28 protein-coding genes are annotated in these 22,126 nt (G+C 69.8%); 10 read left to right on the forward strand and 18 right to left on the reverse strand.

The window, feature by feature from the left end; all coding sequences use genetic code 11:
• Window positions 1-164 precede the first annotated feature (164 nt).
• Window positions 165-461: a sel1 repeat family protein gene (locus DM480_RS04305; protein ID WP_115377740.1), complete on the reverse strand. Its 297-nt coding sequence runs from the start codon at window positions 459-461 to the stop codon at window positions 165-167.
• A gap of 78 nt (window positions 462-539) precedes the next feature.
• Complete coding sequence (gene panC / locus DM480_RS04310; protein WP_115377741.1) at window positions 540-1,385, reverse strand: pantoate--beta-alanine ligase; 846 nt, start codon at window positions 1,383-1,385, stop codon at window positions 540-542.
• Between the two features lie 76 nt (window positions 1,386-1,461).
• Between panC and DM480_RS04315 the strand changes: the two genes are divergently transcribed.
• The 8 genes from DM480_RS04315 to DM480_RS04350 all read left to right on the forward strand — a co-directional run bounded on the left by DM480_RS04315 (window position 1,462) and on the right by DM480_RS04350 (window position 8,511).
• Window positions 1,462-2,310 (forward strand): division plane positioning ATPase MipZ, encoded by an 849-nt coding sequence (locus DM480_RS04315; RefSeq protein WP_115377742.1) that lies wholly within the window; start codon window positions 1,462-1,464, stop codon window positions 2,308-2,310.
• Entirely contained in the window at window positions 2,307-2,558 is a 252-nt protein-coding gene (locus DM480_RS04320; protein ID WP_115377743.1) for a J domain-containing protein, read from the forward strand. The genes DM480_RS04315 and DM480_RS04320 overlap by 4 nt, the downstream gene beginning before the upstream one ends.
• Before the next feature lie 122 nt (window positions 2,559-2,680).
• Complete coding sequence (pgmG, locus tag DM480_RS04325; protein WP_115377744.1) at window positions 2,681-4,048, forward strand: phosphoglucomutase/phosphomannomutase PgmG; 1,368 nt, start codon at window positions 2,681-2,683, stop codon at window positions 4,046-4,048.
• A gap of 31 nt (window positions 4,049-4,079) precedes the next feature.
• Window positions 4,080-4,544, forward strand: coding sequence for a PH domain-containing protein (locus DM480_RS04330; RefSeq protein WP_115377745.1), 465 nt, complete (start codon window positions 4,080-4,082; stop codon window positions 4,542-4,544).
• A gap of 129 nt (window positions 4,545-4,673) precedes the next feature.
• Window positions 4,674-5,432 (forward strand): exonuclease domain-containing protein, encoded by a 759-nt coding sequence (locus tag DM480_RS04335; protein WP_115377746.1) that lies wholly within the window; start codon window positions 4,674-4,676, stop codon window positions 5,430-5,432.
• 88 nt (window positions 5,433-5,520) lie between these two features.
• Window positions 5,521-7,032: a sensor histidine kinase gene (locus DM480_RS04340; RefSeq protein ID WP_115377747.1), complete on the forward strand. Its 1,512-nt coding sequence runs from the start codon at window positions 5,521-5,523 to the stop codon at window positions 7,030-7,032.
• Window positions 7,029-7,475 (forward strand): response regulator, encoded by a 447-nt coding sequence (locus tag DM480_RS04345; RefSeq protein WP_115377748.1) that lies wholly within the window; start codon window positions 7,029-7,031, stop codon window positions 7,473-7,475. Before DM480_RS04340 ends, DM480_RS04345 begins: the two co-directional genes overlap by 4 nt.
• 46 nt (window positions 7,476-7,521) lie before the next feature.
• A complete protein-coding gene (locus DM480_RS04350) occupies window positions 7,522-8,511 on the forward strand; it encodes a sensor histidine kinase (protein ID WP_232834178.1) in 990 nt (329 codons plus the stop codon).
• A 160-nt stretch (window positions 8,512-8,671) separates the two neighbouring features.
• Here DM480_RS04350 and DM480_RS04355 read toward each other — a convergent pair whose 3' ends face one another.
• Complete coding sequence (locus tag DM480_RS04355) at window positions 8,672-9,466, reverse strand: aldo/keto reductase (protein ID WP_115377750.1); 795 nt, start codon at window positions 9,464-9,466, stop codon at window positions 8,672-8,674.
• 76 nt (window positions 9,467-9,542) lie between these two features.
• Between DM480_RS04355 and DM480_RS04360 the strand changes: the two genes are divergently transcribed.
• Window positions 9,543-10,172, forward strand: a complete 630-nt coding sequence (locus DM480_RS04360; RefSeq protein ID WP_115377751.1) for a DedA family protein — start codon at window positions 9,543-9,545, stop codon at window positions 10,170-10,172.
• Here DM480_RS04360 and DM480_RS04365 read toward each other — a convergent pair.
• The 13 genes from DM480_RS04365 to DM480_RS04425 form a co-directional block, all read right to left on the reverse strand.
• Window positions 10,159-11,550 carry a hypothetical protein gene (locus DM480_RS04365; protein WP_115377752.1) on the reverse strand — a complete coding sequence of 464 codons (1,392 nt, stop codon included), beginning with the start codon at window positions 11,548-11,550 and terminating at the stop codon, window positions 10,159-10,161. The genes DM480_RS04360 and DM480_RS04365 overlap by 14 nt on opposite strands.
• A gap of 4 nt (window positions 11,551-11,554) precedes the next feature.
• Complete coding sequence (locus DM480_RS04370; protein ID WP_115377753.1) at window positions 11,555-12,064, reverse strand: DUF2306 domain-containing protein; 510 nt, start codon at window positions 12,062-12,064, stop codon at window positions 11,555-11,557.
• A 313-nt stretch (window positions 12,065-12,377) separates the two neighbouring features.
• Complete coding sequence (locus DM480_RS04375) at window positions 12,378-12,890, reverse strand: hypothetical protein (protein WP_115377754.1); 513 nt, start codon at window positions 12,888-12,890, stop codon at window positions 12,378-12,380.
• Window positions 12,891-12,903: 13 nt separating this feature from the next.
• Complete coding sequence (locus tag DM480_RS04380) at window positions 12,904-13,446, reverse strand: demethoxyubiquinone hydroxylase family protein (protein ID WP_115377755.1); 543 nt, start codon at window positions 13,444-13,446, stop codon at window positions 12,904-12,906.
• Entirely contained in the window at window positions 13,443-13,925 is a 483-nt protein-coding gene (locus DM480_RS04385) for a disulfide bond formation protein B (RefSeq protein WP_115377756.1), read from the reverse strand. The genes DM480_RS04380 and DM480_RS04385 overlap by 4 nt, the downstream gene beginning before the upstream one ends.
• Window positions 13,926-13,935: 10 nt before the next feature.
• Window positions 13,936-15,297 carry a S41 family peptidase gene (locus DM480_RS04390; RefSeq protein ID WP_115377757.1) on the reverse strand — a complete coding sequence of 454 codons (1,362 nt, stop codon included), beginning with the start codon at window positions 15,295-15,297 and terminating at the stop codon, window positions 13,936-13,938.
• Between the two features lie 125 nt (window positions 15,298-15,422).
• Entirely contained in the window at window positions 15,423-16,580 is a 1,158-nt protein-coding gene (locus DM480_RS04395) for a murein hydrolase activator EnvC family protein (RefSeq protein WP_115377758.1), read from the reverse strand.
• Window positions 16,581-16,756: 176 nt separating this feature from the next.
• Entirely contained in the window at window positions 16,757-17,179 is a 423-nt protein-coding gene (locus tag DM480_RS04400; RefSeq protein ID WP_115380781.1) for a 23S rRNA (pseudouridine(1915)-N(3))-methyltransferase RlmH, read from the reverse strand.
• Window positions 17,180-17,181: 2 nt separating this feature from the next.
• Window positions 17,182-17,526 (reverse strand): ribosome silencing factor, encoded by a 345-nt coding sequence (rsfS, locus tag DM480_RS04405; RefSeq protein ID WP_115377759.1) that lies wholly within the window; start codon window positions 17,524-17,526, stop codon window positions 17,182-17,184.
• 55 nt (window positions 17,527-17,581) lie between these two features.
• Entirely contained in the window at window positions 17,582-18,190 is a 609-nt protein-coding gene (locus tag DM480_RS04410) for a nicotinate-nucleotide adenylyltransferase (RefSeq protein WP_115377760.1), read from the reverse strand.
• Window positions 18,187-18,474 carry a type II toxin-antitoxin system RelE/ParE family toxin gene (locus tag DM480_RS04415; protein ID WP_115377761.1) on the reverse strand — a complete coding sequence of 96 codons (288 nt, stop codon included), beginning with the start codon at window positions 18,472-18,474 and terminating at the stop codon, window positions 18,187-18,189. The genes DM480_RS04410 and DM480_RS04415 overlap by 4 nt, the downstream gene beginning before the upstream one ends.
• A complete protein-coding gene (locus tag DM480_RS04420) occupies window positions 18,471-18,737 on the reverse strand; it encodes a hypothetical protein (protein ID WP_115377762.1) in 267 nt (88 codons plus the stop codon). Before DM480_RS04420 ends, DM480_RS04415 begins: the two co-directional genes overlap by 4 nt.
• 31 nt (window positions 18,738-18,768) lie before the next feature.
• Window positions 18,769-20,022 (reverse strand): glutamate-5-semialdehyde dehydrogenase, encoded by a 1,254-nt coding sequence (locus DM480_RS04425; RefSeq protein ID WP_115377763.1) that lies wholly within the window; start codon window positions 20,020-20,022, stop codon window positions 18,769-18,771.
• A 67-nt stretch (window positions 20,023-20,089) separates the two neighbouring features.
• Between DM480_RS04425 and DM480_RS04430 the strand changes: the two genes are divergently transcribed.
• Complete coding sequence (locus tag DM480_RS04430; RefSeq protein WP_115380783.1) at window positions 20,090-21,163, forward strand: DUF3667 domain-containing protein; 1,074 nt, start codon at window positions 20,090-20,092, stop codon at window positions 21,161-21,163.
• On the opposite strand, the gene DM480_RS04435 is transcribed toward DM480_RS04430, so the two are convergent.
• Both DM480_RS04435 and DM480_RS04440 read right to left on the reverse strand, forming a co-directional pair.
• Entirely contained in the window at window positions 21,129-21,815 is a 687-nt protein-coding gene (locus tag DM480_RS04435; protein ID WP_115377764.1) for a YoaK family protein, read from the reverse strand. The genes DM480_RS04430 and DM480_RS04435 overlap by 35 nt on opposite strands.
• 13 nt (window positions 21,816-21,828) lie before the next feature.
• Window positions 21,829-22,008 carry a hypothetical protein gene (locus tag DM480_RS04440; protein WP_115380785.1) on the reverse strand — a complete coding sequence of 60 codons (180 nt, stop codon included), beginning with the start codon at window positions 22,006-22,008 and terminating at the stop codon, window positions 21,829-21,831.
• Window positions 22,009-22,126 lie beyond the last annotated feature (118 nt).

Consider the following 22,126-nt stretch of genomic DNA (forward strand, 5'->3'; position numbering starts at 1 on the left):
AGACGCACTACCGTTGCGCCTCTTGCTGCGAGGTCAGAGGTTCTGGATTCCCGCCTGCGCGGGAATGACGGTTTTTAATGCATCCCACCCCTCCATCATCCCGCGAACGCCGCGAGAACGACGAAGGGTCGTCCCGCGACGGGAGAGGGTGCAGCCGTCGCAGCCTACGCCGCGCGGCGCTGGTGCGTCATCAGCCAGGCGCGCGCCTGGCGCTGCGCTTCGGCGATCTCGCGGGCGGTCAGGTCCTCGGCGACTTCGCTCCGCGCGTCGACCGCTTCGGGCAGGCCGTAGACCGCGGCGAGATTGAACCATTTGTGCGCCTCGATCAGATCGATCCCCGCCCCCGAGGTTCCGGTCGAATAGCAGACGCCCAGGTCGAACAGCGCTTCCGGTCGGCCGCGTGCCGCGTCCCGTAACCGGCTTTCTAGGAGAAACTGCGCGCTCTTGAGACTGTTGCCCATTGGTGACCCCTGTATGTCATGGGGCCACCATGGCGCACGATTCGCTAGGAAATGGTTAACGCGCAAAAAACCATGAATTCAGGTGCTTGGATCGATCGCGACATTGTCGATCAGCCGGGTCGCCCCCATCCGTGCCGCCGCGAGCAGCCGGCGCGGCCGATCCGCGGCGGGATTTTCGGCCAGCGTCTCCGAATCGGCGAGCGCGACATAGTCGACCGTAAAACCGGCGCCGTTCAGCGTCGCGCGCGCTTCCGCCAGCACCGCCTCGACATCATCGCCGCGGCCGATCGCGCGGGCCGCGATGCCCAGCGCGCGCGGCAGCGCTACCGCCTTCGCGCGCTGCTCCTCGTCGAGGTAGATGTTGCGCGATGACAGCGCGAGGCCGTCGTCGTCGCGCTGCGTCGGCACGCCGACGATCTCGATTGTCATGTCGAGGTCGGCGACCATGCGGCGGATCACGGCGAGCTGCTGGAAATCCTTTTCGCCGAAATAGGCGACGTCGGCCTCGGTCTGGTTGAACAATTTGGTGACGACGGTGGCGACCCCGTCGAAATGGCCGGGGCGCGCGGCGCCATCGAACCCTTCTGAGACGCCCGCGACGCCGACGTTGGTCGCGAAGCCTTCCGGATACATGACCTCGACCGGCGGCAGCCACAACAGGTCGCAGCCATTGTCGGCGAGCAGCCGCGAATCGGCCATTTCACGGCGGGGATAGCGGGCAAGGTCCTCGTTCGGGCCGAACTGCTTCGGATTGACGAAGATCGAGGCGATCACCTTCGTCCCCGGCCGGCGCGCCGCCTCGACCAGCGCCATATGCCCCGCATGCAGCGCGCCCATCGTCGGGACCAGCGCGATCCGGTATCCTTCGGCACGCCAGGCGGCGACGATTTCGCGCAAGCCATTCAGATCCCGAACCGTCCGCATTGCGCTTAACCCCCTCGAACAATGAGCGCGCGGCTTCTATGGAGGCTGGAACCATCGATCAACAAGGATGCGACCAGTGGCCGACGGCCCCCCAGTATCTGCACCCCCAGTCCCTGCCCCATCCGTTCCCGCCACCGCTGGCCCGCATGTCATCGTCTTCGCCAATGAAAAGGGCGGTACGGGCAAATCGACGACGGCGGTCCATGTCGCGATCGCGCTCGCCGCGAAGGGGGCGAGGGTCGCGTGCTTCGACCTCGACCACCGCCAGCGCACCGTCGGCCGCTATCTCGACAATCGCGCCGCGACGATCAAGCGGACGGGCAGCGCGTTGCCGATGCCCGTCCACGACACGCACGACGGTGTGCACGAAGAGGTTTTCGAGGAAAAGTGGCACCGCCTGTCGCAGGGCGCCGACTATCTGATCGTCGACACGCCCGGCCGCGACGACCATTTCGCGCGCACCGCAGCCGCGCTGTCGAACACGCTGGTCACGCCGATGAACGACAGTTTCGTCGATTTCGACCTGATCGGCCAGGTCGATCCGGAAACGTTCAACGTCACCCGGCCCAGCTTCTATTCCGAACTGATCTGGGATGCGCGCAAGCAGCGCGCGCGCGCCGACGGAACGCAGATCGACTGGGTCGTGCTGCGCAACCGTCTCCAGCATATCGAGGCGCGCAACATGCGCCGCGTGTCCGATGCGCTGGGGCAGCTCGCCAAGCGCGTCGGCTTCCGCATCATCCCGGGGCTCGGCGAACGCGTCATCTATCGCGAACTGTTTCCCGCCGGCCTGACAATGATCGATTCGAAGGAATTCGGCGCGATGGGCCTGGGCCACGTCGCCGCCCGCCAGGAATTGCGCGAGATGATGGCGGCGCTGCAACTGCCCGAACCGGCGCTGCCACTGCTCGCCGACGCATCATGAAGTGGCTGATCGCGCTGGCGGCGATCTGGCTCGCCTGGCGCTACCTGCGCCCCGCCCCCAAGCGCAAGGCGACGCCTGAGGCGGCCGCACGGCGCCTGCTCGGTGTCGCGAAGGATGCGGATGCGGCGACGATCCGCGCGGCGCACCGCCGGTTGCTGGCGGAGGTGCATCCCGACCGCGGCGGATCGGCGGAGGACGCCCGCCGCGCCAACGCCGCGCGCGACCTGCTGCTGACGCGATTGGGGTAAGGGGACGCCCCCCGGCCCGCCCTGCCAACCCCGGCGGAGGCCGGGCTGTTCGGTGAAGGTGGTAGGGGCCACGCGGCGCGTAGGGCTGGTCACGCGGACGCCGTTATGCTCCACCGGTGCCGATGACCCACCATTTCGACCCCGCGATCCTGCGCGAATATGACGTACGCGGCACCGTCGGGCGCAACCTCGATACCGCCGACGCTTACGCGGTCGGGCGCGGTTTTGCGACGCGGGTGCGCCGCGCGCGCGGCGCGCGCATCGTCGTCGGGCGCGACGGGCGGCTGTCGTCGCCCGATCTCGAGGCGGCGCTGGTCGATGGGCTGACCGCGGGGGGCGTCGATGTCGTGCGGATCGGCGTGGGGCCGACGCCGATGCTCTATTTCGCCGAAGCCACGCTGGGCGTCGATGGCGGCGTGCAGGTGACGGGCAGCCACAATCCGCCCGGCGACAACGGCTTCAAGCTGATGCTCCGCCACCGGTCCTTCTGGGGTGACGACGTTACCGACCTCGCCCGCCTCGCCGCCGCGGGCGACTGGATCACGGGGAACGGCACCGTCGGCGAGGCGGACGTGATGGATGCCTATGTCGCGCGGTTGCGCGCCGGCCATACTGCCGGCGCCTATCGCATCGGCTGGGATTGCGGCAACGGCGCCGCCGGGCCGGTGGTCGCGCGGCTGGTCCGCGACCTGCCGGGCGAGCATCACCTGCTCTACACCGAGGTCGACGGCCGTTTCCCCCATCATCATCCCGACCCGACCGAGGAGGCGAACCTCGCCGACCTCAAGGCGCTGGTCCGCGCGCGCGGCCTCGACTTCGGCGTCGCGTTCGACGGCGACGGCGACCGGATCGGCGCGGTCGACGGCGAGGGCCGCGTGCTGTGGGGCGACCAGCTGCTCTGCCTGCTGATGGAGCCGGTGCTCGCCGCCTGCCCCGGCGCGGCGGTGGTCGCCGACGTCAAATCGTCGCGCCACGTCTTCGACCGGATCGTCGAACTCGGCGGGCGGCCGGTGATGGGCGCGACCGGGCACAGCCCGATGAAGGAGGCGATGATCGCGCATGACGCGCCGATCGCGGGCGAATTGTCGGGGCACATCTTCTTCCGCCACGACTGGTACGGGTTCGACGATGCGATCCTCGCCGTCGTCCGCCTGATCGATGCGGTCGACCGTTCGGGCCGCTCGCTGACGCAGCTGCGCGACGCGATGCCCGCCCTGGTCAACACGCCCGACGTGCGCGTGCCCGTGCCCGCGGCGGACAAGTGGCGCATCGTCGCGGCGGTGCGCGACCGGCTGGCGGCGGCGGGTGCCGATGTCAGCGCGATCGACGGCGTGCGCGTGACGACGCCCGACGGCTGGTGGCTGCTGCGCGCGTCGAACACGCAGGATATGCTGACGCTGCGCGCCGAAGGCAGCGACGATGCGGCTCTCGCGCGCCTGCTGCGCGAGGTCGACGCGCACCTCGCCGCCTGCGGCGTGGTGCGCGATTGACAGCCGCCGCGCCGCGCATAGGGTCGGGCGCATGGTGGGAAGCTACATTGCCGAGCGTCCGGTCGACGCCTTTCGCTCCAGCACGGGGCGCTGGCTGTTCGGCAGCTTCCTCGGCTGGATGACGATCCTCGCCTGTGCGATCGGCGTCGGCCTCGTCATCATCGCGGTGCGCTGGCTGCAGAACATGGCCGCATCCTACGAGATCACCGACCAGAGGCTGATCGTGCGGCGCGGGTTGCTGATGAAATCGATCGATGAGATCGAGCTGTACCGGATCAAGGACATCCGCGTCGAGTATTCGCTGATCAACCAGCTGACCGACATCGGTACGATCACCATCACCTCCACCGACCGGACGACGGGCCACGCGCAGTTCGTGCTGCGCGACGTCCCCGCCGCGCGCGAACGGCGCGAGGGCCTGAGAAAGCTGGTCGACCGCGCCCGCCAGCGCCGCGGCGTGCGCGAACTCGACGTCGACAGCGAGGACTGGCGCTGACGGAGGGGGTTCTCCACGCCGCGCGACGCTCGTTGGAAGCCCCCCTCCACCAGCTTCGCTGATTCCCCTCCCCGCGTGCGGGGAGGATAAGACTGGCGCTTCTCGGCCCGGCAACCCATGTTGGGCGCAATGCGTGCTCCCCGCCAGATCATCCGCGTCATCGATCTCGAAACCACCGGCAGCGCGCCGCCCGCGCATGGCGTGTGCGAGATCGGGTGGCAGGATGTCGCGCTCCAGCCGTCGGGCCGCTGGGAACTGGAGGGCGAGGGCGGGTCGATCCTCGTCAATCCCGGCCGCGCGATCCCGCCGATCACGCAGGCGATCCACCATATCCTCGACGAGGATGTCGCCGACGCGCCATGGTGGCACGACGTCGCGCGCCGCGTGCTAGATCCCTATCCGCGCCGCGTCGCGCTGGCGGCGCATCGCGCGGATTTCGAACAGCAATTCTGCACCCCCAATCTGACGCACGGCGCCGACTGGATCTGCACCTGGAAATGCGCGCTGCGCCTGTGGCCCGATTCGCCCAGCTTTTCCAACCAGGTGCTACGTTACTGGCGCCGGCCCGAGGGGCTGGACCAGAGCCGCGGCCTGCCCGTGCACCGCGCCTTTCCCGACGCCTATGTCACCGCGCATCACCTGCGCGACCAGCTCAACGAGGCGAGCCTCGCGCAATTGCTCGAATGGTCGCGCGACCCCGGCCTGCTGCCGCGCGTCCGCTATGGCCCGCATCGCGGCAAGGAATGGCGCGAGCTGGACCACGAAAGCCTGATGGGCTTCCTGACCGATCGCGACCCCGACATCCGCTTCACCGCCAATGCCGAGATGGACCGGCGCAGCGGCGGCGGCCGCGTCGGCCGCGCCAGCGCGCAGGATCTGTTGCTGTAACGCGCCGCCTCCCCCTTCCCGCTTGCGGGACGGCAGGCGAGAGCCGGGACGGCTAGGCAAGCCAACAGCCCTGCCCTAAGCGTAACGCGTGCTGGCAACCATCCGTAATCGCTTCGCCGTGTCGCAGGGTCGCTTCGGCCGCGTCATCCTGTCGTTCATGGCAGTCGGCTTCCTCGCGCTGATCGCTGCCGGCATCGCCGCCGCCTGGGCCACCGCCCGCAATCAGGACCACGCCCGTGCGGTCGTCCACACCTATGAAGTCGAGCTGTCGATCGCCACGGCGCGGCGGCTGATCGAACAGGCGGAGGCATCGCGGCGCGGCTATCTGCTCACCGCCAACCGTGAGTATCGCACCGCTTATTATCGCTGGGCGGACGAGATGCCCGGCGCGGTCGCCCGGCTCGCGACGCTGACGCAGGACAATCCGAACCAGCGCGCCAATCTGGCCAGGTTGCGCCAGATGCTTGCCGTCCTGTTCGCCGCACGGACGCAATCGATCGCGATGGTCGATAGCGGCCGGATGACCGAGGCGATGATCCTGTTCTATCAGGAGGCGAGCGTCCGGCGGATGACGGCGATCCGCGACACCTTCGATCATATGGCGGCGGAGGAGCGCCGGCTGCTCGCGATGCGCGACGCGGCGCAGCAGGCGAGCCTCAACGCCTTCTACGTCATCCTGGCGCTCGCCGGCGTGCTGCTGGTGCTGGTGATGATCGCCGCCTTGCTCGTCGTCCTGCGCTACACGCGCGACCTCGCGACCTCGCGCGACGACCTTGCCCGCTTCAACGAGCGGCTCGAGGAGACGGTGCACGAGCGGACCGCCGATCTCAGCCGCGCGAACGAGGAGATCCAGCGCTTCGCCTATATCGTCAGCCACGACCTGCGCTCGCCGCTGGTCAACGTGATGGGCTTCACCGCGGAACTGTCCGCGGCGACGACGCCCCTCGCCGACCTAGTCGAGCGCGCGGAGGCGGAATGCCCCGGCATCGTCACCGAGGAGGCGCGGCTTGCGGCGCGCGAGGATCTGCCCGAGGCGATCGGCTTCATCCGCACCTCGACGCAGAAGATGGACCGGCTGATCAACGCGATCCTCAAGCTGTCGCGCGAGGGGCGGCGCGTGATCGCGCCCGAACCGATCGATCCGGCCGCGGTAGCGGAGACGGTAGAGGGATCGATCCGCCACATCCTCGACGACCGCGGCGTGACGCTGACGATCCGCCGGCCGATGCCCGGCCTCGTCACCGATCGCGTCGGGCTGGAACAGATCCTGTCGAACCTGATCGAGAATGCGTCGAAATACCTGCAGCCAGGCCGTCCCGGCACGATCACCGTCTCGGGCGAGGAAACGCGCGGGCGCGTCATCCTGTCGGTCGCCGACAACGGGCGCGGCATCGACCCGCGCGACCACCAGCGCATCTTCGACCTGTTCCGCCGCTCCGGGCAGCAGGACCAGCCCGGCGAGGGGATCGGGCTGGCGCATGTCCGTGCGCTCGCCTATCGCCTCGGCGGGACGATCGAGGTGGACAGCATCCTCGGCGAGGGATCGACCTTCCGCCTCAACCTTCCCAAGACCTTCGAAACGCAGGATATCAGCCGATGAACGCTCACCAATCCGTCGGTATCGTGATGATCGAGGACGATGAAGGCCATGCCCGCCTGATCGAAAAGAACATTCGCCGCGCCGGCATCCTCAACGACATCAAGCATTTCACCGACGGGACGCAGGCGCTGCATTTCCTGTTCGAGGCGCCCGATGGCCCGGCGAAGAACGGCCCCGCGCTCGTCCTGCTCGACCTCAATCTGCCCGACATGAGCGGCACCGACATCCTCGCCCGGATCAAGGACGAGGGCAGTCCGCTGAAGCGCACGCCCGTCGTCGTGCTGACCACCACCGACGACAAGATCGAGATCCAGCGCTGCTATGACCTCGGCTGCAACGTCTACATCACCAAGCCGGTCAATTACGAAAGTTTCGCGCAGGCGATCCGCCAGCTCGGGCTGTTCCTGTCGGTGATCCAGGTCCCCGAAATCGAGGAACATTGAGCTGACCCGCCCCCCCAGCGTCCTGTACATCGACGACGACGCCGGCATCCGGCGGCTGGCGGCGCGTGCGCTGGACCGGCGGGGCTATCGCGTGACGCTGGCCGACGGCGGCGAGGAGGGGTTGGCGCTGGCGGGCGCACAGGCGTTCGACCTCGTCGCGGTCGACCATTACATGCCGGGGATGGACGGGCTGGAGACGCTCGCCGCGCTCGCCGCGCTGCCCACGCCGCCGCCCGTCGTCTACGTCACCGGCTCCGACGAGGGGCGCGTCGCGATTGCCGCGCTGAAGGCCGGCGCGGCGGATTATGTCGTGAAGACGGTCGGCGATGATTTCTTCGACCTGCTCGCCGCCAGTTTCGCGCAGGTGCTCGACCGCGCGCAGCTCGCGCGGGAAAAGGCGCGCGCCGAAGAAGCGTTGCGCGCGAGCAACGCGCGACTCGAGGCGCTGCTCGGCGAGGTCAATCACCGCGTCGCCAATTCGCTGCAGCTCGTCACCGCGATGGTCCGCTTGCAGGCGAGCGGCATCACCGACCCGGCGGCGCGCGCCGCGCTCGACGATACGCAGCGGCGGATCGGCGCGATCGCGCAGGTCCACCGCCGCCTCTACACCGCCAACGACGTCGAGAGCGTCGACATGCGCGACTATCTCGGCGCGCTGATCGAGGAACTGGCGGAAACGCTGTCGAGCGACACGATGCCGCATACGTTGCGCCTGGTCGCCGATCCGATCCGCCTGCCCACCGATCGCGCGGTGTCGCTGGGCGTGATCGTCACCGAACTCGTGACCAACGCGTGCAAATACGCCTATCCGGGCAGCGGCGGCGAAGTGCGCGTCGCGCTGACGCAGGTCGATGAAGCGGTCTACCTGCTCGCGGTCGAGGACGACGGCTGCGGCATGCCGGCCGAGGTCGTGCCGCGCGGCACCGGCCTTGGCACCCGCATCATCCGCTCGATGGCGCAAAGCCTGCACGCTGCGGTGGAATACGAACCCCGCGACTGCGGCGTGCGCGCAGTCCTGCGCGGGGCGATGGGGTAAAGGGACGGGGCGCGAGGGATATGCGCCCCATCATCGCCCCCCATCGTCACCCCGGCCGAAGAGCCGGGGTCCCACCTCTTATTGCCGTCCACAGGGGAAATAGCGGGACCCCGGGTCAAGCCGGGGGTGACGAGCCAGGGTCGCCTATCTTTCCACCGCGTCACAGCTCCCGCGGGTCGGGGCCGATGCGCGCCTGCCGGTCGAGCGCATCAATCGCGGCGATGTCCTCCGCATCCAGCGTCAGCGCCTCCGCCGCGACATTGTCGCTGAGATGCTCCGGATCCGCCGCCTTGGGGATCACCGACAGGCCGTGCGCCAGATGCCACGCCAGGATCACCTGCGCCGCCGATCGCCGATGCTTCTCCGCGACCTGCACGATCGCGGCGTCGTGCAGCTGTTCTCCGCCCTGCCCCAGCGGGCTCCAGCTCTGCGTGACGATGCCATGCGCATCGTGGAACGCGCGTTCCGCGCGCCGCTGGTGATAGGGGTGGAGCTCGATCTGGTTGACCGCGGGCATCACGCCCGTCGCCTCCGCGATCCGTTCCAGATGCTCGGGCAGGAAGTTCGACACGCCGATCGAGCGCGTCTTGCCTGCATCGCGCAACGCGACCAGCGCCTTCCACGCATCGACGTAGCGATCCTGCGCCGGCGAGGGCCAGTGGATCAGGTACAAATCGACACTGTCGCGGCCGAGCAGCGCCAGACTCTCGTCCAGCGCGGCCTCGGCATCGCCGTGCCGGTCGTTCCACAATTTGGTGGTCAGGAACGCGTCCGACGCCTGCATCCCTTCCCCGACGCCGCGTTCGTTGTGATAGATCGCCGCGGTGTCGATCAGCCGCACGCCGAGGTCGAGCGCGCGGCGCACCGCGACCGCCGCCTGCGCATCGGGGATCTGATAGGTGCCGAAGCCGAGCCGCGGCATCGTGCGGCCATCGTTGAGCGTGAAGTCGTCCATGCGCCACTGAGCGCGCAAGGGGCGCCGGCGGTTCCCCCCTTCCCTTCGCCCCCCGGATCGGCCAAGTCCCGGCACCATGTTCGAAAAGATCCTGGGCGTGCTCGCCACCTTCACCATCGGCGTGATTTCCGGCGGCGGCTACGTCGGCATCGCGCTGCTGATGGCGATCGAAAGCGCGTGCATCCCGCTGCCGTCCGAAATCATCATGCCGTTTGCGGGCTATCTCGTCTCGACCGGCCGGTTCGACCTGTATCTTGCCGCGACCGCCGGGGCGATCGGCTGCAACCTCGGCTCGATCGTCGCCTATGAGATCGGCAGGCGCGGCGGCCGGCCGGTGGCGGAACGCTGGGGCCGCTACCTGCTGATCGGGCCGGGCGAGCTCGATGCGGCGGACCGGTTCTTCGCGCGCTGGGGCAGCATCGCGGTGCTGATCGGTCGCCTGCTGCCGGTGATCCGCAGCTTCATCGCCTTCCCCGCAGGCGTCGCGCGGATGCGCCTCGTGCCGTTTCACGTCTACACCTTCATCGGCAGCTGGCCGTGGTGCTTCGGCCTCGCCTGGGTCGGCATGCGGCTCGGCGACAAATGGAACAGCGACCCGCGCGTCAAGGCGGCGTTCCACCGCGCCGACCTCGTCATCGGCATCGTCCTCGTCGCCGCGGTCGCCTTCTACGTCTGGCACCGCGTCCGCGGGCTCAAGCGCGCCTGACGCGTTCGACAAGCCAGCCGAGCATCGCGAGCGCGCATACCGCCCACAGCGCGAAGCCGTACCACGGCGTCCAGCCGAACCATTCGCTCGCGACCGTGCGCAGGTCGCCGGCGGCGAAGCGGCCGGCGAGGACGCCGTCCCACAAGGGAAAGGGCGTCGTCGGCGGGGCGAAGATTTCCGCCGACGCGATGGCGGCATTGAGCGCGATCGATCCGCCAAGCACCAGCGCCGCCGCGATGCGCGGCCAGCCGGCGCGCAGCCGCAGCCATATCGCCGCCAGTCCGATCGCGAGCGGCCCGACCGCGGGCATGGCGAAACGCGGGCCGGTCGTGTTGCCGCCCTGCCAATAGACATAGGCGGCGTTGACGAGCAGCGCGATCGCGACGCTGGCGATACAGGCGAGCGCCAGCGCCCGGCGATGCGGGTCGCGCAGCATCAGCGCCAGGCCGACCGGCGCGAGCAGCAGCACGGGCGCGACCCAGACCAGCCCGATCCTCCGCCCGTTCAGGATATCGACGAGCACGCGCGGCTGCGGGCGGACGAGGCCGAAGACGCCCCGGTGCATCCCTTCCCAGCCGACGACGCCGGCATAGCCGACGCGCAGCGGATCGCCGAGCACCAGCGCGTTGTAGGCGAGAAAAGGTACCGCGGTGACGATGCCTGCCCCGAGGAAGGCGGCGATCCAGCGCATCCGGTCGCCGCGCGCCCGCACCTGCCACAGCGCGAGCAGGCCGATCGGCGCGCCGGCGAGCAACGCCTGATGCTCGATCACCACCGCGCCGCCCAGCGCCAGCCCCGTGACGGCGGCGTAGCGCAATCCGCGCCCCTCGCCGCGCACGATCGCCCATATCGCGATCACGTAGAGCGCCGCGACGGGCGCATGCCCCATGACGGTCGTCGACCAGCCCCAGATCGGCGTGCCGAGCGCGAAGCCGAGCGCCGCGAACAGCGCCGCCGCCGCGCTGCCCGTCAGGATCAGCGCCAGGTCGAACAGCGCGACCGCGGCGAGCGCGGTCAGCACCGCCGTGCCGCTCGCCGCCGCCAGCCGCGTGCGCAGCCGCAGCATCGCCTCGAAATCGGGCCCTACCGGAAAGGCGCCAAAATCGGTGCCGCGCCGCCCCGTCGCCGCGTCCGCCAGCGCGACCGCGGGCAGCGCGATGAGCGTCATGCCCGGCGCCTTGTCGAGATAATAATGGCCGTCGAACATCGCCTTGTCGATCGTCAGCGTCTGGTAACGGTCGATCGCGCCGCCCTCGCCCTCGACGATGCTCATCGCCGCGAACATGCGCGTCGCGTTGTTGGGGTTAAGCTCCCACGACCCGAACCACGCGGCGCTGAACCAGACGAGCGCGAACAGCACGATGCGGACACCGCGCACGCGTTCAGCCGAACAGCCAGTGGCCGAGCATCCGCCCGAACGGAAAGGTGAACAGCCCTGCGATCAGCAGCGCGCCGGTCACCATCGCGCGCACGCCGCGGCGATGCCGCGCGACCTCGTGCCGCCGCGCCGCCCGCCACAGCAGCGGCACCTGCACCAATGTGAAGGCGGAGAGGAGGTGGATCAGGCTGAGCCCGCCATGATTGGTCTGGCGGATACCGAAGGAGAGGAGCGCGGTGAGGATCATCGCGCCGACCCAGATCGCGCCGAGCCGGCGATGCCGCCGGTCGCCGCGCCGCCCGAGCAGCATCACCGGCGTCAGCGCCAGCGCGACGAGGATCGTGGCAAGATGCGCCCAGACGAGCGGTGGCACACGGACCCACTCGCCCCGCCCGCGTGCGATCGCGACGAGCACGACTGCGAGCAGCGCCGCGGCGGCATAGGCGAGGATGCGCTCATAGGTATCGGGCGCGAGCGGGCGCGCGCGTCGGGTTGCGGGTGCGGCGGTGGCCATGGTCGCGAGTCCCCCCGGTCTCGGTGATGCTTGGCGGTGTGTACCGGGATGGCGCCGAGGCGGGAAGGGGCGGGGGGATCATCGTCATCGCATTGCCACGGCTCTGGGGCCGGGCATCGAGCCTACCTGCAACACGCAACTCTCGTGCGTCCCCCTTTCACTTCCCCGGCGAAGGCCGGGGCCCAGTCGGGGGGCGTCTGGGCTAGACGCAGCGTGCCGTCACCCAAGCTTTCCCAACTGGGCCCCGGCCTTCGCCGGTGAGGGAACGCTGGCACCGGCCGGCCACCGATTCAGGATGCAAACGCCCCGATACTCAAGGAATCCGCGCCTCTTCCGCCTTCTGTTGCTGCCGCTCCGCGCGCGCCGCGCGCGCGGCCTGCGCGAAACAGCCCGACTGGCCGCTCGCGCCGACCACCGAGCAGCTGCCCGTGCTCGACACGCCGACGCCGGTGTCCAGCACGCCCTGCGCGCGCGCCGCCCAGCTCTGGTTCTGCGGCGTCACCTGGAATTCGCGCAGTTCCTTGGGGACGCGGAACTGTTCCTGCGCGCTGCGCCGTTCGCACACGACGATCTCCGCGCCGTCGTTGTTCGTCGGGCAGCGTTCGTTGCCGTAGAGGATCAGCACGCCGTTGACCGGCGCGCGCTTGGCGACCTCGCCCGGCTTTTCGACCGGCTTGATCGTCACCGCACCGGGCAGCGCCGGCGTCGGCGAAACCTGCGACGCGGCGGCGGGCGTCACCGGCGCGCGGGCGGGCAGCGTCGCCGCCTGCTGCGCCATCACGGGCGCTCCGGCCAGCATCAGGCCGAGGATCATCGCGCTACGCATTTCGTCTCTCCCGTCAGATCCGCTTGGCGGCGGCGATCGCGACCTTGCAGCCCAGCCGGATCATGCCGAACATCACCGGATAGGCGATGGCATTTTCCGCGCCCGCGCCGATCGCATGGTCACGATGCTCCAGTTCCTCCGCCTGGAAATCGGCGATCGCATCGGCGAGTTCGGGGTCGCTGTCGCCCAATTCGTCGCGCTGCGCCTGGTAATGTTTGTCGATTTCCGTCTCGACCGCGGCGGTGCAGGCCATCGCCGCTTCCGGCCCGATCGCGGCGGTGACCGCGCCGAGCGCAAAGCCCGCGACGTTCCAGAACGGCTGCATCAGCGTCGGGCGCACGCCGCGCGTCGCAATCATCCGGTCGAAGAAGGCGCGGTGCCGCTCCTCCTGCGTCGCCATGTGATGGATCGCGCGGGCGGCCGGGTGGCGATCGCCCAGCACCGCGAGCTGCCCCGCATAGATGCGTGTCGCGCCATATTCGCCCGCCTGGTCGACGCGGATCATCGCCTTCACGGGCTCGCGGCGGTCGCCCGGCTTCCAGCGTGCGTGGCTCATCGGCTCTTCCTCATCAACACGAGGATCACCAACGCACCACCGAGCGAGAAGATCGCATTGAACCCGGCGAGCGAGATGCCCATCAGCGTCCATTGCGGCGCGTCGCAGCGCACGACCGGCGCCTTCATCAGCGCCGCCAGCCGATCGGCTGCGTCCATTCCGCGCATGTCGACCGTCGAGGTGCAGGCGGTAAAGCCCTGCCACCAATGATATTCGACGCCCGCATGCGCGACGCCGATCGCGCCCGACACCGCGATCAGCAGTGCGGCGAGGACAACGCATGCCTTGGCGACGCTGCGCTGCGGGACGACGAAGGCGAGGAGCGCGAAGGGCAGCGCGGCATAATGCGGCCAGCGCTGCCAATGGCACATCTCGCATGGGTAGAGGTGGCCGAAGATCTGCGATCCCCATGCCCCCGCCAGCAGGGCGGCGGGCAGCAGCAGCGCGATCCAGCGGGCGAGGCGTTCGTTGCGGGTCATCGCGCGCGCCCTATTTTGCGGCCACGTCGGGCGGCGTCTTGACCGGCCGCGGCTTCGTCGCGGCGGCGACCGCGGTCGGCCCGCCCAGCCGCGCGATCGTCTTCAGCGCATAATAAAGCTGGAAATCGTCGATGCCCTGCTTCTTCAGCTGGTCCGCGGTCATCGCGAAGCGCGGATCGGTCTTGGCATCGTCTTCCAGGCTGCGATCGTCCGCCTTCACCTCGTTGATCAGGTGCCGGCGCAGGTCCGCCTCGCGGAATACGGGACGCGACTTGAAATCGGGATCGCTGATCTCGGGCACCTTGATGTCGGGGACGATGCCGCCTTCCTGCACGCTGCGCCCCGATGGCGTGTAATAGCGCGCGGTGGTCAGGCGCAGCGCGGTCTTCGGGCCGAGCGGCAGCAGCGTCTGGACCGATCCCTTGCCGAACGTCCGCTCGCCCATGATCAGCGCGCGGTGATGATCCTGCAGCGCGCCCGCGACGATCTCGGACGCGGACGCGGTGCCCGAATTGGTCAGCACGACGACGGGCAGGCCGTGCGCATCGTCGCCGGGCTTGGCGAAATAGCGCTCGATATCGCTCTTCTCGCGGCCGCGCTGCGAGACGATCTCGCCATGATCGAGGAAGGCGTCGCTGACCGCGATCGCCTGCGTCAGCAGGCCGCCGCCATTGTCGCGCAGGTCGACGACATAGCCGAGCGGGCGATGCCCCAGGCTCTTGTCGATCGCCATGATCGCCGCCCGCGTATCCGCGCCGGTATTTTCGGAGAAGGTGTTGATGTTGACGTAGCCGACATCGCCACGCACCTCCCACTTCACCGGCTTTTGCACGATCACCTCGCGCTGCATGGTGACGTCGATCGGCTTGTCGCGGCCCGGCCGCACCAGGGTCAGGCTGATCTTCGAGCCCGGCTTGCCACGCATCAGCGCCACCGCCTCGTCCAGCGTGTCGCCGTAGATCAGCTTGCCGTCGATGTGCGTGATATAGTCGCCCGACTTCACGCCCGCGCGATAGGCGGGCGTGTCCTCCTGCGGCGCGACGACCTTGACCGCGCCATCCTCCATCTGGACGGTGAGGCCGAGGCCACCGTAATTGCCCTCCGTCTGGATGCGCAGATTGTCGTAATCGAGCGCGTCGACATAGCTCGAATGCGGGTCGAGCGCGGCGAGCATGCCCTGGATCGCCCCCTTGATCAGCGTCTTGTCGTCGACCTTGTCGACGTAATCGGCCTTCACGCGGTTGAACACGTCGAGGAACTGGTCGAATTCGCGATAGGTGTCGGTGTCGACGGCGGCCATCGCCTGCGTCGCGAGCGGGATCAGGCAGAGCGAGCCGACGAGTGCGGTCGCGGTAAGCAGCGGACGGGCCATCGAAATTCCTGAAGGCACTAGAAGCGGACGCGATCCTAGCCGAGTTCGAACCGCAGTCAAAGCACGAGCCGGGCTTAACGCGGGCTGAGCGGACGGGGACGGCGGCTACCGTACCGCCGGCCGCTTCAGCCCAGCAACGCGACGATATCGACCGGCCGCCCGCGCCGGCGCAATTCCACGGTAACCTGTGGATCGTCATCCATCGCCGCGGTGCCGATCGGGATGCCCGCGGCGACCCGCTGCCCCGCCGCCACGCCGGTCGCGGCGAGCCCGGTGACGAGGCTGGTCCAGCCGTCGCCATGGTCGATGATAACGATCGTGCCGTAATCGCGGAACGCGCGGGCATAGCGCACGACGCCTGCCGCCGGCGCGACAACACGCGCGCCCCGCCGCACCGCGAAGGTCAGGCCGCGCGCCCGGACGCCCGCGGCGGAAAGCTCGTCGAAACCCGTGACCAATCGCCCGCGCACCGGCAGGCGATAGACACCGCCGATCCGCGCCGGCATCGCCGCACCGGGCGCAAGCGGCCGCGGCAGCGGGCCGGGCAATGCGACAAGGTCGCCCGCCCTTGCCTGCGCATCGCCCTGCTCCGCCAGCCGGTCGACGAGGTCGCGGGCGCGTTCGCCGAGCGCGAGCGCACGATCCTCCTCGCCCATCGCGTCGCGACCCAAAGCGCGGCTGCGCGCGCGATGCGCCGCCTCCGCCTCGGCGAGCGCGGTGCGATCCGCCTCCAGCCGCGCGCGGCCGTCGCGCAGCGCCGCCTCGGCGAGCGCCGCCTGCCCCTGCAGCGCGCGGGTGCGTGCGATCGCGTCGCGCATCCCTGCGGTCTCGGCGCGGACGACGGGCAGCGCACCGCCCAGCACCGCGCGGACATGGACGAGGTCGTCGACCGATCCCGGCTGCGCGAGGGCCGCGATGGCGGGCCGCCGCGCCATCGCCTGCAACGCCGCGAGCAGCCGCGCGACGGGCGCCTGCCGCACCGCAAAGTCTGCCTGCTGCCGGCCGAGCAGCTGCGCGACGAGGCTGCGCCGCGCCTGCGCCGCGGCGAGATTCGCCTCCGCCGCAGTGACGCGCGCGGCGAGCGCGGCCTCCTCGGCGCGCGCCCTGTCGGCGGCATTGCGTTCCGACGCGGCGCGCGCCGTCAACGCCTGCGCCCGCGCCGCCGCCGTCGCCGCATCGCGCTTGGCGATCGCGAGCCGGTCGCGCTGGTCGGCGAGCGACTGGCCCGATGCCGCGACACTTCCCGACAACAGCAGGGCGGCGGCAAGGACGCCGCTCGCCATCCCCCCGCCCCATCTTACCGCCCCGGGGAAGGCCGGGGTCCAGTCGGGCAACGCCCATGACGACGCTCTGTCCTCCGCAACCCCGACCGTCCCGACTGTGCCCCGGCTGACCGGGCGCGCGCCTCGCGTCTCTCCATCTTCGCCTTCACGAAAAGGACCCTGCCCCCCGACCACGCTCACCCTTCCCGGTGATAGGGGTGGCCGGCGAGGATGCTCGTCGCGCGGAACAGTTGCTCCGCCAGCATCGCGCGGGCGAGCATGTGCGGCCAGGTCGCGCGGCCGAACGAGAACAGCAGGTCGGCCTCCGCCCGCTCGGCATCGCCGAAGCCGTCCGCCGCGCCGATCAGGAAGCGCGTCTCGCGCACGCCATCGTCGCGCCAGCGCTCCAGCCGCCGCGCGAAGTCGAGCGAGCCTAATGCCTCGCCTTTTTCGTCGAGCAGCACGCGCCGCGTCTGCGGTTCAAGCGGGGGCAACTTGCCGCCGGTATCGGGCAGTTCGGTGACGCGCGTCGGCCAGGCGATCCGCTTCAGATAGCGGTCGACCAGCTCGGCCTCGGGCGAGCGCCCGATCCGGCCGCGCGCGACGATATGGAGGAGGATGGCTAGGCCTGCGGCGTGGCAGCGGACGCCGCCGGCGCCTCGCCGAACTGCCACATCCGTTCCAGATTGTAGAAGGAGCGCACCTCCGGCCGGAACAGGTGGATGATGATATCGCCCGCGTCGAGCAGCACCCAGTCGGCGGCGGGCAGGCCCTCGATCCGCACGATGCAGCCGCATTCGGCCTTGATCTTCTCGGCCAGCTTGGTCGCCATCGACGCGACCTGTCGCGTCGAACGGCCGCTCGCGATCACCATGTAATCGGCGATCGACGATTTGCCGGCGAGCGGGATCGACACCGCCTCCACCGCCTGGTCGTCGTCGAGGGATGTCATGACAAGCCGGTGCATCGCCTCGACCTCTGCGGGATCGGACGTCGGAACGGCATGGGGGGTCGTCGCCAAGTTAGCTCCTGGGTTGCTGGGCCGGTTGGCGCCGGTGCCAGTCGGGATCGGCCGCGCGGGCCGCGGTCGCGGACGTCGGGTCGGGGCGGAAGCGCAACAGCACGAGGGCCGGCAATCTCCACGTCGTCCAATCGTTCGCCTGGTCTGCGGGCCGTTGGAAGCGTCGCAGCCAGCCCATCGCGACGCTCGCGAGGGCTTGCGTCTCATACCCCGGACGCGCGATCACCGCAATCGGCATCGTGCGCGCGATCTCGCGCCACCCGCGCCAGCGATGGAATTGCGCCAGATTATCCGCCCCCATCAGCCAGATGAAGCGCCTTTTGGGATAGCGCCGCCGCAATTGGCGCAACGTGTCGAGCGTATAGCGCGTCCCCAGCCGGCACTCGATATCGGTCGCGACGATCGGCGCGCGCCGCGCCATCCGCCGCGCCGAGGCGATCCGCGCCGACAGCGGCGCCATGTCCGGCGCGCCGTCCTTCAATGGGTTGCCCGGCGACACCAGCCACCACGCCTCGTCGAGGTCGAGCGCGCGGATCGCCGCGAGCGTGATGCGGCGATGCCCCCGATGCGCCGGGTTGAACGATCCGCCGAGCAGGCCGGTGCGGGTCAAGGGTCGGATCGCCGCCAATCCTCGCGCCCGTGATAGACGCGCAGGATTTCGACGTCCCCGGCCACGACGCGATAGACGAGCACATAGTCCGTCCCCGGCACGCACCACTTCCGCTGCCCGTCGGCCAGCGCCGGGCCGGCAGCGGGATGTTCGGCCAGAAACCGCCCCGCCGCGATGGCGGCCCGGCCGACGCGATCGGCGAAATCGCGGTCGTGCTGCGCATTGAAATCGTCGATGCGCGCCAGATCGATCTGCGCGCTCTTCATCCAGACGACGCGCGTCATCGCGTCCGACGTGCGGCGATACGCTCCTCGAACCAGCTTTCCATCGCATCCTGGCCGATGCGTTCGCCACGATCGGCGGACTCGATCCCCCGCTGCACGAAGGCCCGCCAGGCGGCATCACCGCCATCGGTCCCCTCGGAAGCCAGACGCAGCGCCTCGTGGAAGAACGCATCGAGGCTCAGCCCGCGCAACGCCGCCGCCGCCTCGATCCGGGCGAGCGTGGCGTCGTCCACTTCGGTCGAGATGCGGGTCGGCGCGTTCATGGGCCGAGCCTACGCCTTACCCCGCCCCGCTTCAACCGCGCACCTGCCCGGTGCCGCGGCCGATCCATTTGTACGTCGTCAGCCCTTCCAGCGCGACGGGCCCGCGCGCGTGCAGCCGCCCCGTCGCGATGCCGATCTCTGCGCCCAGCCCGAACTCGCCGCCGTCGGCGAACTGCGTCGAGGCATTCCACAGCACGATCGCCGAATCGACCGCGGCGAGGAAGCGTTCGGCGACGCCCGCATCCTCCGCGACGATCGCGTCGGTGTGATGCGATCCGTGCGCGGCGATATGCGCGATCGCCCCCTCCAGCCCATCGACGATTGCGACCGCGGCGATCGCGTCGAGATATTCGGTGTCCCAATCCGCGTCGGACGCGGCGTCGAGGCCGGGGACCAACGCCTGTGCGCGCCCGTCGCCGCGCACGACGCAGCCCGCGTCGCGCAGCGCAGCGATCAGCCCGGCGGCATCGGCAAATCCGCGGTCGATCAGCAACGTCTCCATCGCACCGCAGACGCCGGTGCGGCGCAGCTTCGCGTCGAGCACGATCGCCCGCGCCATCGCGTCGTCGGCCGAGGCATCGACATAGATGTGGTTGATCCCGTCGAGGTGCGCGAGCACCGGCACGCGCGCCTCCGCCTGCACCCGCGCGACCAGGCTCTTGCCACCGCGCGGGATGATGAGGTCGATGACGCCGTCCGCGGCCAGCATCGCGCCCACTGCGGCGCGATCCGTCGTCGGCACCAGTTGGGCGGCATCCCCGGGCAGCCCGGCGGCGGCGAACCCGCGCGCCATCGCGCCATGAATAGCGGCATTGCTGTGCGCCGCTTCGCTGCCGCCGCGCAGGATCGCCGCATTGCCCGCCATCACGCACAAAGCGGCGGCGTCGGCGGTGACGTTGGGCCGCGATTCGTACACGATGCCGATAACCCCGATCGGCACCCGGACGCGCGACAGCGCCAGCCCGTTGGGCCGCATGCTCGTGTCGATCACCTGCCCCACCGGATCGGGCAGTGCGGCGACCGCCTCCACCCCTGCCGCCATCGCGGCGACGCGTGCGGGATCGAGCCGCAGCCGGTCGAGCATCGCGCCCGACAGCCCGCGCGCCGCGCCCTCCGCGACATCGCGCGCATTGGCGGCGAGGATCGCGGCCTCGTCTGCGCGCAGCGCCGCCGCCGCGGCGACCAGCCCCGCCGCCTTGGCCCTGGTCGGCAAGCCCGCCAGTGAGACGGCGGCGGTGCGGGCGCGGCGGCCCAGGTCGGCAATCAGCGAGGCGGCATCGGTCATGATGGCGGCCGCGCTACCACGCCGAAACCGCTTGCGCCACGCCGGCCGGCTTGCCACGCTTGCCGTCATGTCGGGGGATATCGCAGCAGCAGGTGACATCATCACGGCCGCGCTCGCCGCGCGCAGCGTGGAGCCGTCCGCCGGGGAAGGACACGGCCACGGGGGCGGCCTTTGCCTCAACTGCGGCACGCGGCTGATCGGCACGCATTGCCACGCCTGCGGGCAAAGCGCGCACGTCCACCGCTCGGTCGGCGCGATCGGGCACGAGATCGCGCACGGCGTCTTCCATTTCGAAGGCAAAATCTGGCGGACGCTGCCGATGCTCGTCACCCGTCCGGGCGAACTCACCCGCCGCTACGTCGGGGGCGAGCGCGCGCGTTTCGTATCGCCGCTCGCGCTGTTCCTGTTCACCGTCTTCCTGATGTTCGCGACGATCAGCGCGCTGGGCGGCGACATCGCGGAACTGGCGACGCCGGAGGGTGTGAGCCGGCATGTCGTCGGCCTCGCCAGCGGCGTGGAAAAGGTACAGCATCAGCTCGACGTGGCGCAAAAGACCCGCGCCGAGCTGATCGCGGCGGGCAAGCCGACCCGGCAGATCGATCAGGACATCGCCGGCTTGCAGACTGCGGTCAGCGCGCTGAAGCGCACGCAGACGGGCAAAGCCGACGGCGAAGACGCGCAATCCTTCTTCGCCAACGCAAAGACCGGCTGGGCCAAGCTCGACCATGGCCTTGAAAAGGCGAACCAGAACCCCGGCCTCGCGCTCTACAAGCTGCAATCGAGCGCGTATAAGTATAGCTGGCTGCTGATCCCGCTGTCGACGCCGTTCGTCGCGCTGCTCTTCCTGTGGCGGCGGCGCTTCGGGCTGTACGATCATGCGATCTTCGTCACCTACAGCCTCGCCTTCATGATGCTGATGGTGATCGTGCTGATGCTGGCGGGGGTCGTCGGGCTGGGATCGGGATGGATCGCGATGGCGGTGCTGCTCATCCCGCCGGTGCACATGTATCTGCAGCTGAAAGGCGCCTATTCGCTGCGCCGTTTCTCCGCGGCGTGGCGGACGGCGGCGCTGCTCGTCTTCGCCTGGGCGGCGCTGATCGCCTTTGTCATCCTGCTGCTGCTCCACGGCCTGACCGACTGACGGGGTCTAGGGCCGGCCCGATCGGGCCGATCGCGCCGGCGACAACGGCCAGCGTCGCCGCGAGCGCGGCAGCCAGCCAGATCGCCGCGCCGCCGATCCACTGGTGCATGCTCGCCCCCAGCGCGGCGCCCGCCGTCAGCGACACCCACATCACGAAATGCCCGGCCCAGCCCCGGCGATCCTCGCCGCGGACGAGCGCGGCGAGCCTTTGCCCCAGCTTGACGAGCGTACCGGTCATATAGGTCAGGCCGATCGCGACCTCGCCGTCGCGTTCGAACACCGCATTTTCCGCGCCCATCGCCGCCGCCAGCACGAACGCCGCCGCCATGCCGCTGCCCATCTGCGCGACCAGCGCGGCGATGGCGAGCAGCGCGGCAACGCAGCCGAGCACGACCGGCGCGCGCCGCACGCCCGCCGCGCCGGCGACCAGCGTTCCTGCCACCACGCCCGCGACGAAGGTCGCGACCAGCCCGCCCGCGATCCCCGCAGCATGCGTGTGAAACGCCAGCCCTACTGCCAGTCGGGTCGAATTACCGCTCATGAACGAGACGAAGAATCCGCCCAGCGTCAGGAAACCGACCGCATCGACATAGCCCGCCAGCGCGGCGAGCCCCGCCGCCAGCGCCCGGAACCGCCGCGGATAGCGCCGCATGGCCCTTTTTTCGTCAGTGCAGCTTGGCGATCGACAGCCCGTCCGCCTTGGCGCGCTCCTTGACCGATTCCTCGCTGCGCATCAGCGCCTTGGCGATGGCCTTCAGCGCCATCCCCTTCTTGGCAAGCGTGTGCAGTTTCTGGATCTCGTCGGATTTCCAGGGCTGGCGATGTCGTTCGAAGCGTTCGGCCATGGTGCGCATCGTAGCCGCCGCCGTTCCCGTCATCAACATTGGCGCGCGTGCCAGTCTAGCGCCGCTCGCCGCCCGGCTTCTCCGGATCTCGTCACCCCGGACGTGAGCCGGGGTCCCG

The sequence above is a fragment of the Sphingomonas sp. FARSPH genome, from assembly GCF_003355005.1.
Taxonomy (GTDB): Bacteria; Pseudomonadota; Alphaproteobacteria; order Sphingomonadales; family Sphingomonadaceae; genus Sphingomonas.

What these genes read in the sequence shown, in the direction of transcription:
- DM480_RS04415 (WP_115377761.1), bottom strand. Translation starts at nt 18,474, where the DNA reads ATGACGCGCGTCGTCTGGATGAAGAGCGCGCAGATCGATCTGGCGCGC.
- DM480_RS04305 (WP_115377740.1), bottom strand. Translation starts at nt 461, where the DNA reads ATGGGCAACAGTCTCAAGAGCGCGCAGTTTCTCCTAGAAAGCCGGTTA.
- DM480_RS04440 (WP_115380785.1), bottom strand. Translation starts at nt 22,008, where the DNA reads ATGGCCGAACGCTTCGAACGACATCGCCAGCCCTGGAAATCCGACGAG.
- DM480_RS04425 (WP_115377763.1), bottom strand. Translation starts at nt 20,022, where the DNA reads ATGACCGATGCCGCCTCGCTGATTGCCGACCTGGGCCGCCGCGCCCGC.
- DM480_RS04360 (WP_115377751.1), top strand. Translation starts at nt 9,543, where the DNA reads ATGTTCGAAAAGATCCTGGGCGTGCTCGCCACCTTCACCATCGGCGTG.
- DM480_RS04355 (WP_115377750.1), bottom strand. Translation starts at nt 9,466, where the DNA reads ATGGACGACTTCACGCTCAACGATGGCCGCACGATGCCGCGGCTCGGC.
- DM480_RS04370 (WP_115377753.1), bottom strand. Translation starts at nt 12,064, where the DNA reads ATGGCCACCGCCGCACCCGCAACCCGACGCGCGCGCCCGCTCGCGCCC.
- DM480_RS04420 (WP_115377762.1), bottom strand. Translation starts at nt 18,737, where the DNA reads ATGAACGCGCCGACCCGCATCTCGACCGAAGTGGACGACGCCACGCTC.
- DM480_RS04330 (WP_115377745.1), top strand. Translation starts at nt 4,080, where the DNA reads ATGGTGGGAAGCTACATTGCCGAGCGTCCGGTCGACGCCTTTCGCTCC.
- pgmG (WP_115377744.1), top strand. Translation starts at nt 2,681, where the DNA reads ATGACCCACCATTTCGACCCCGCGATCCTGCGCGAATATGACGTACGC.
- rsfS (WP_115377759.1), bottom strand. Translation starts at nt 17,526, where the DNA reads ATGCACCGGCTTGTCATGACATCCCTCGACGACGACCAGGCGGTGGAG.
- DM480_RS04375 (WP_115377754.1), bottom strand. Translation starts at nt 12,890, where the DNA reads ATGCGTAGCGCGATGATCCTCGGCCTGATGCTGGCCGGAGCGCCCGTG.
- DM480_RS04395 (WP_115377758.1), bottom strand. Translation starts at nt 16,580, where the DNA reads ATGGCGAGCGGCGTCCTTGCCGCCGCCCTGCTGTTGTCGGGAAGTGTC.
- panC (WP_115377741.1), bottom strand. Translation starts at nt 1,385, where the DNA reads ATGCGGACGGTTCGGGATCTGAATGGCTTGCGCGAAATCGTCGCCGCC.
- DM480_RS04380 (WP_115377755.1), bottom strand. Translation starts at nt 13,446, where the DNA reads ATGAGCCACGCACGCTGGAAGCCGGGCGACCGCCGCGAGCCCGTGAAG.
- DM480_RS04320 (WP_115377743.1), top strand. Translation starts at nt 2,307, where the DNA reads ATGAAGTGGCTGATCGCGCTGGCGGCGATCTGGCTCGCCTGGCGCTAC.
- DM480_RS04335 (WP_115377746.1), top strand. Translation starts at nt 4,674, where the DNA reads ATGCGTGCTCCCCGCCAGATCATCCGCGTCATCGATCTCGAAACCACC.
- DM480_RS04390 (WP_115377757.1), bottom strand. Translation starts at nt 15,297, where the DNA reads ATGGCCCGTCCGCTGCTTACCGCGACCGCACTCGTCGGCTCGCTCTGC.
- DM480_RS04435 (WP_115377764.1), bottom strand. Translation starts at nt 21,815, where the DNA reads ATGCGGCGCTATCCGCGGCGGTTCCGGGCGCTGGCGGCGGGGCTCGCC.
- DM480_RS04430 (WP_115380783.1), top strand. Translation starts at nt 20,090, where the DNA reads ATGTCGGGGGATATCGCAGCAGCAGGTGACATCATCACGGCCGCGCTC.
- DM480_RS04345 (WP_115377748.1), top strand. Translation starts at nt 7,029, where the DNA reads ATGAACGCTCACCAATCCGTCGGTATCGTGATGATCGAGGACGATGAA.
- DM480_RS04385 (WP_115377756.1), bottom strand. Translation starts at nt 13,925, where the DNA reads ATGACCCGCAACGAACGCCTCGCCCGCTGGATCGCGCTGCTGCTGCCC.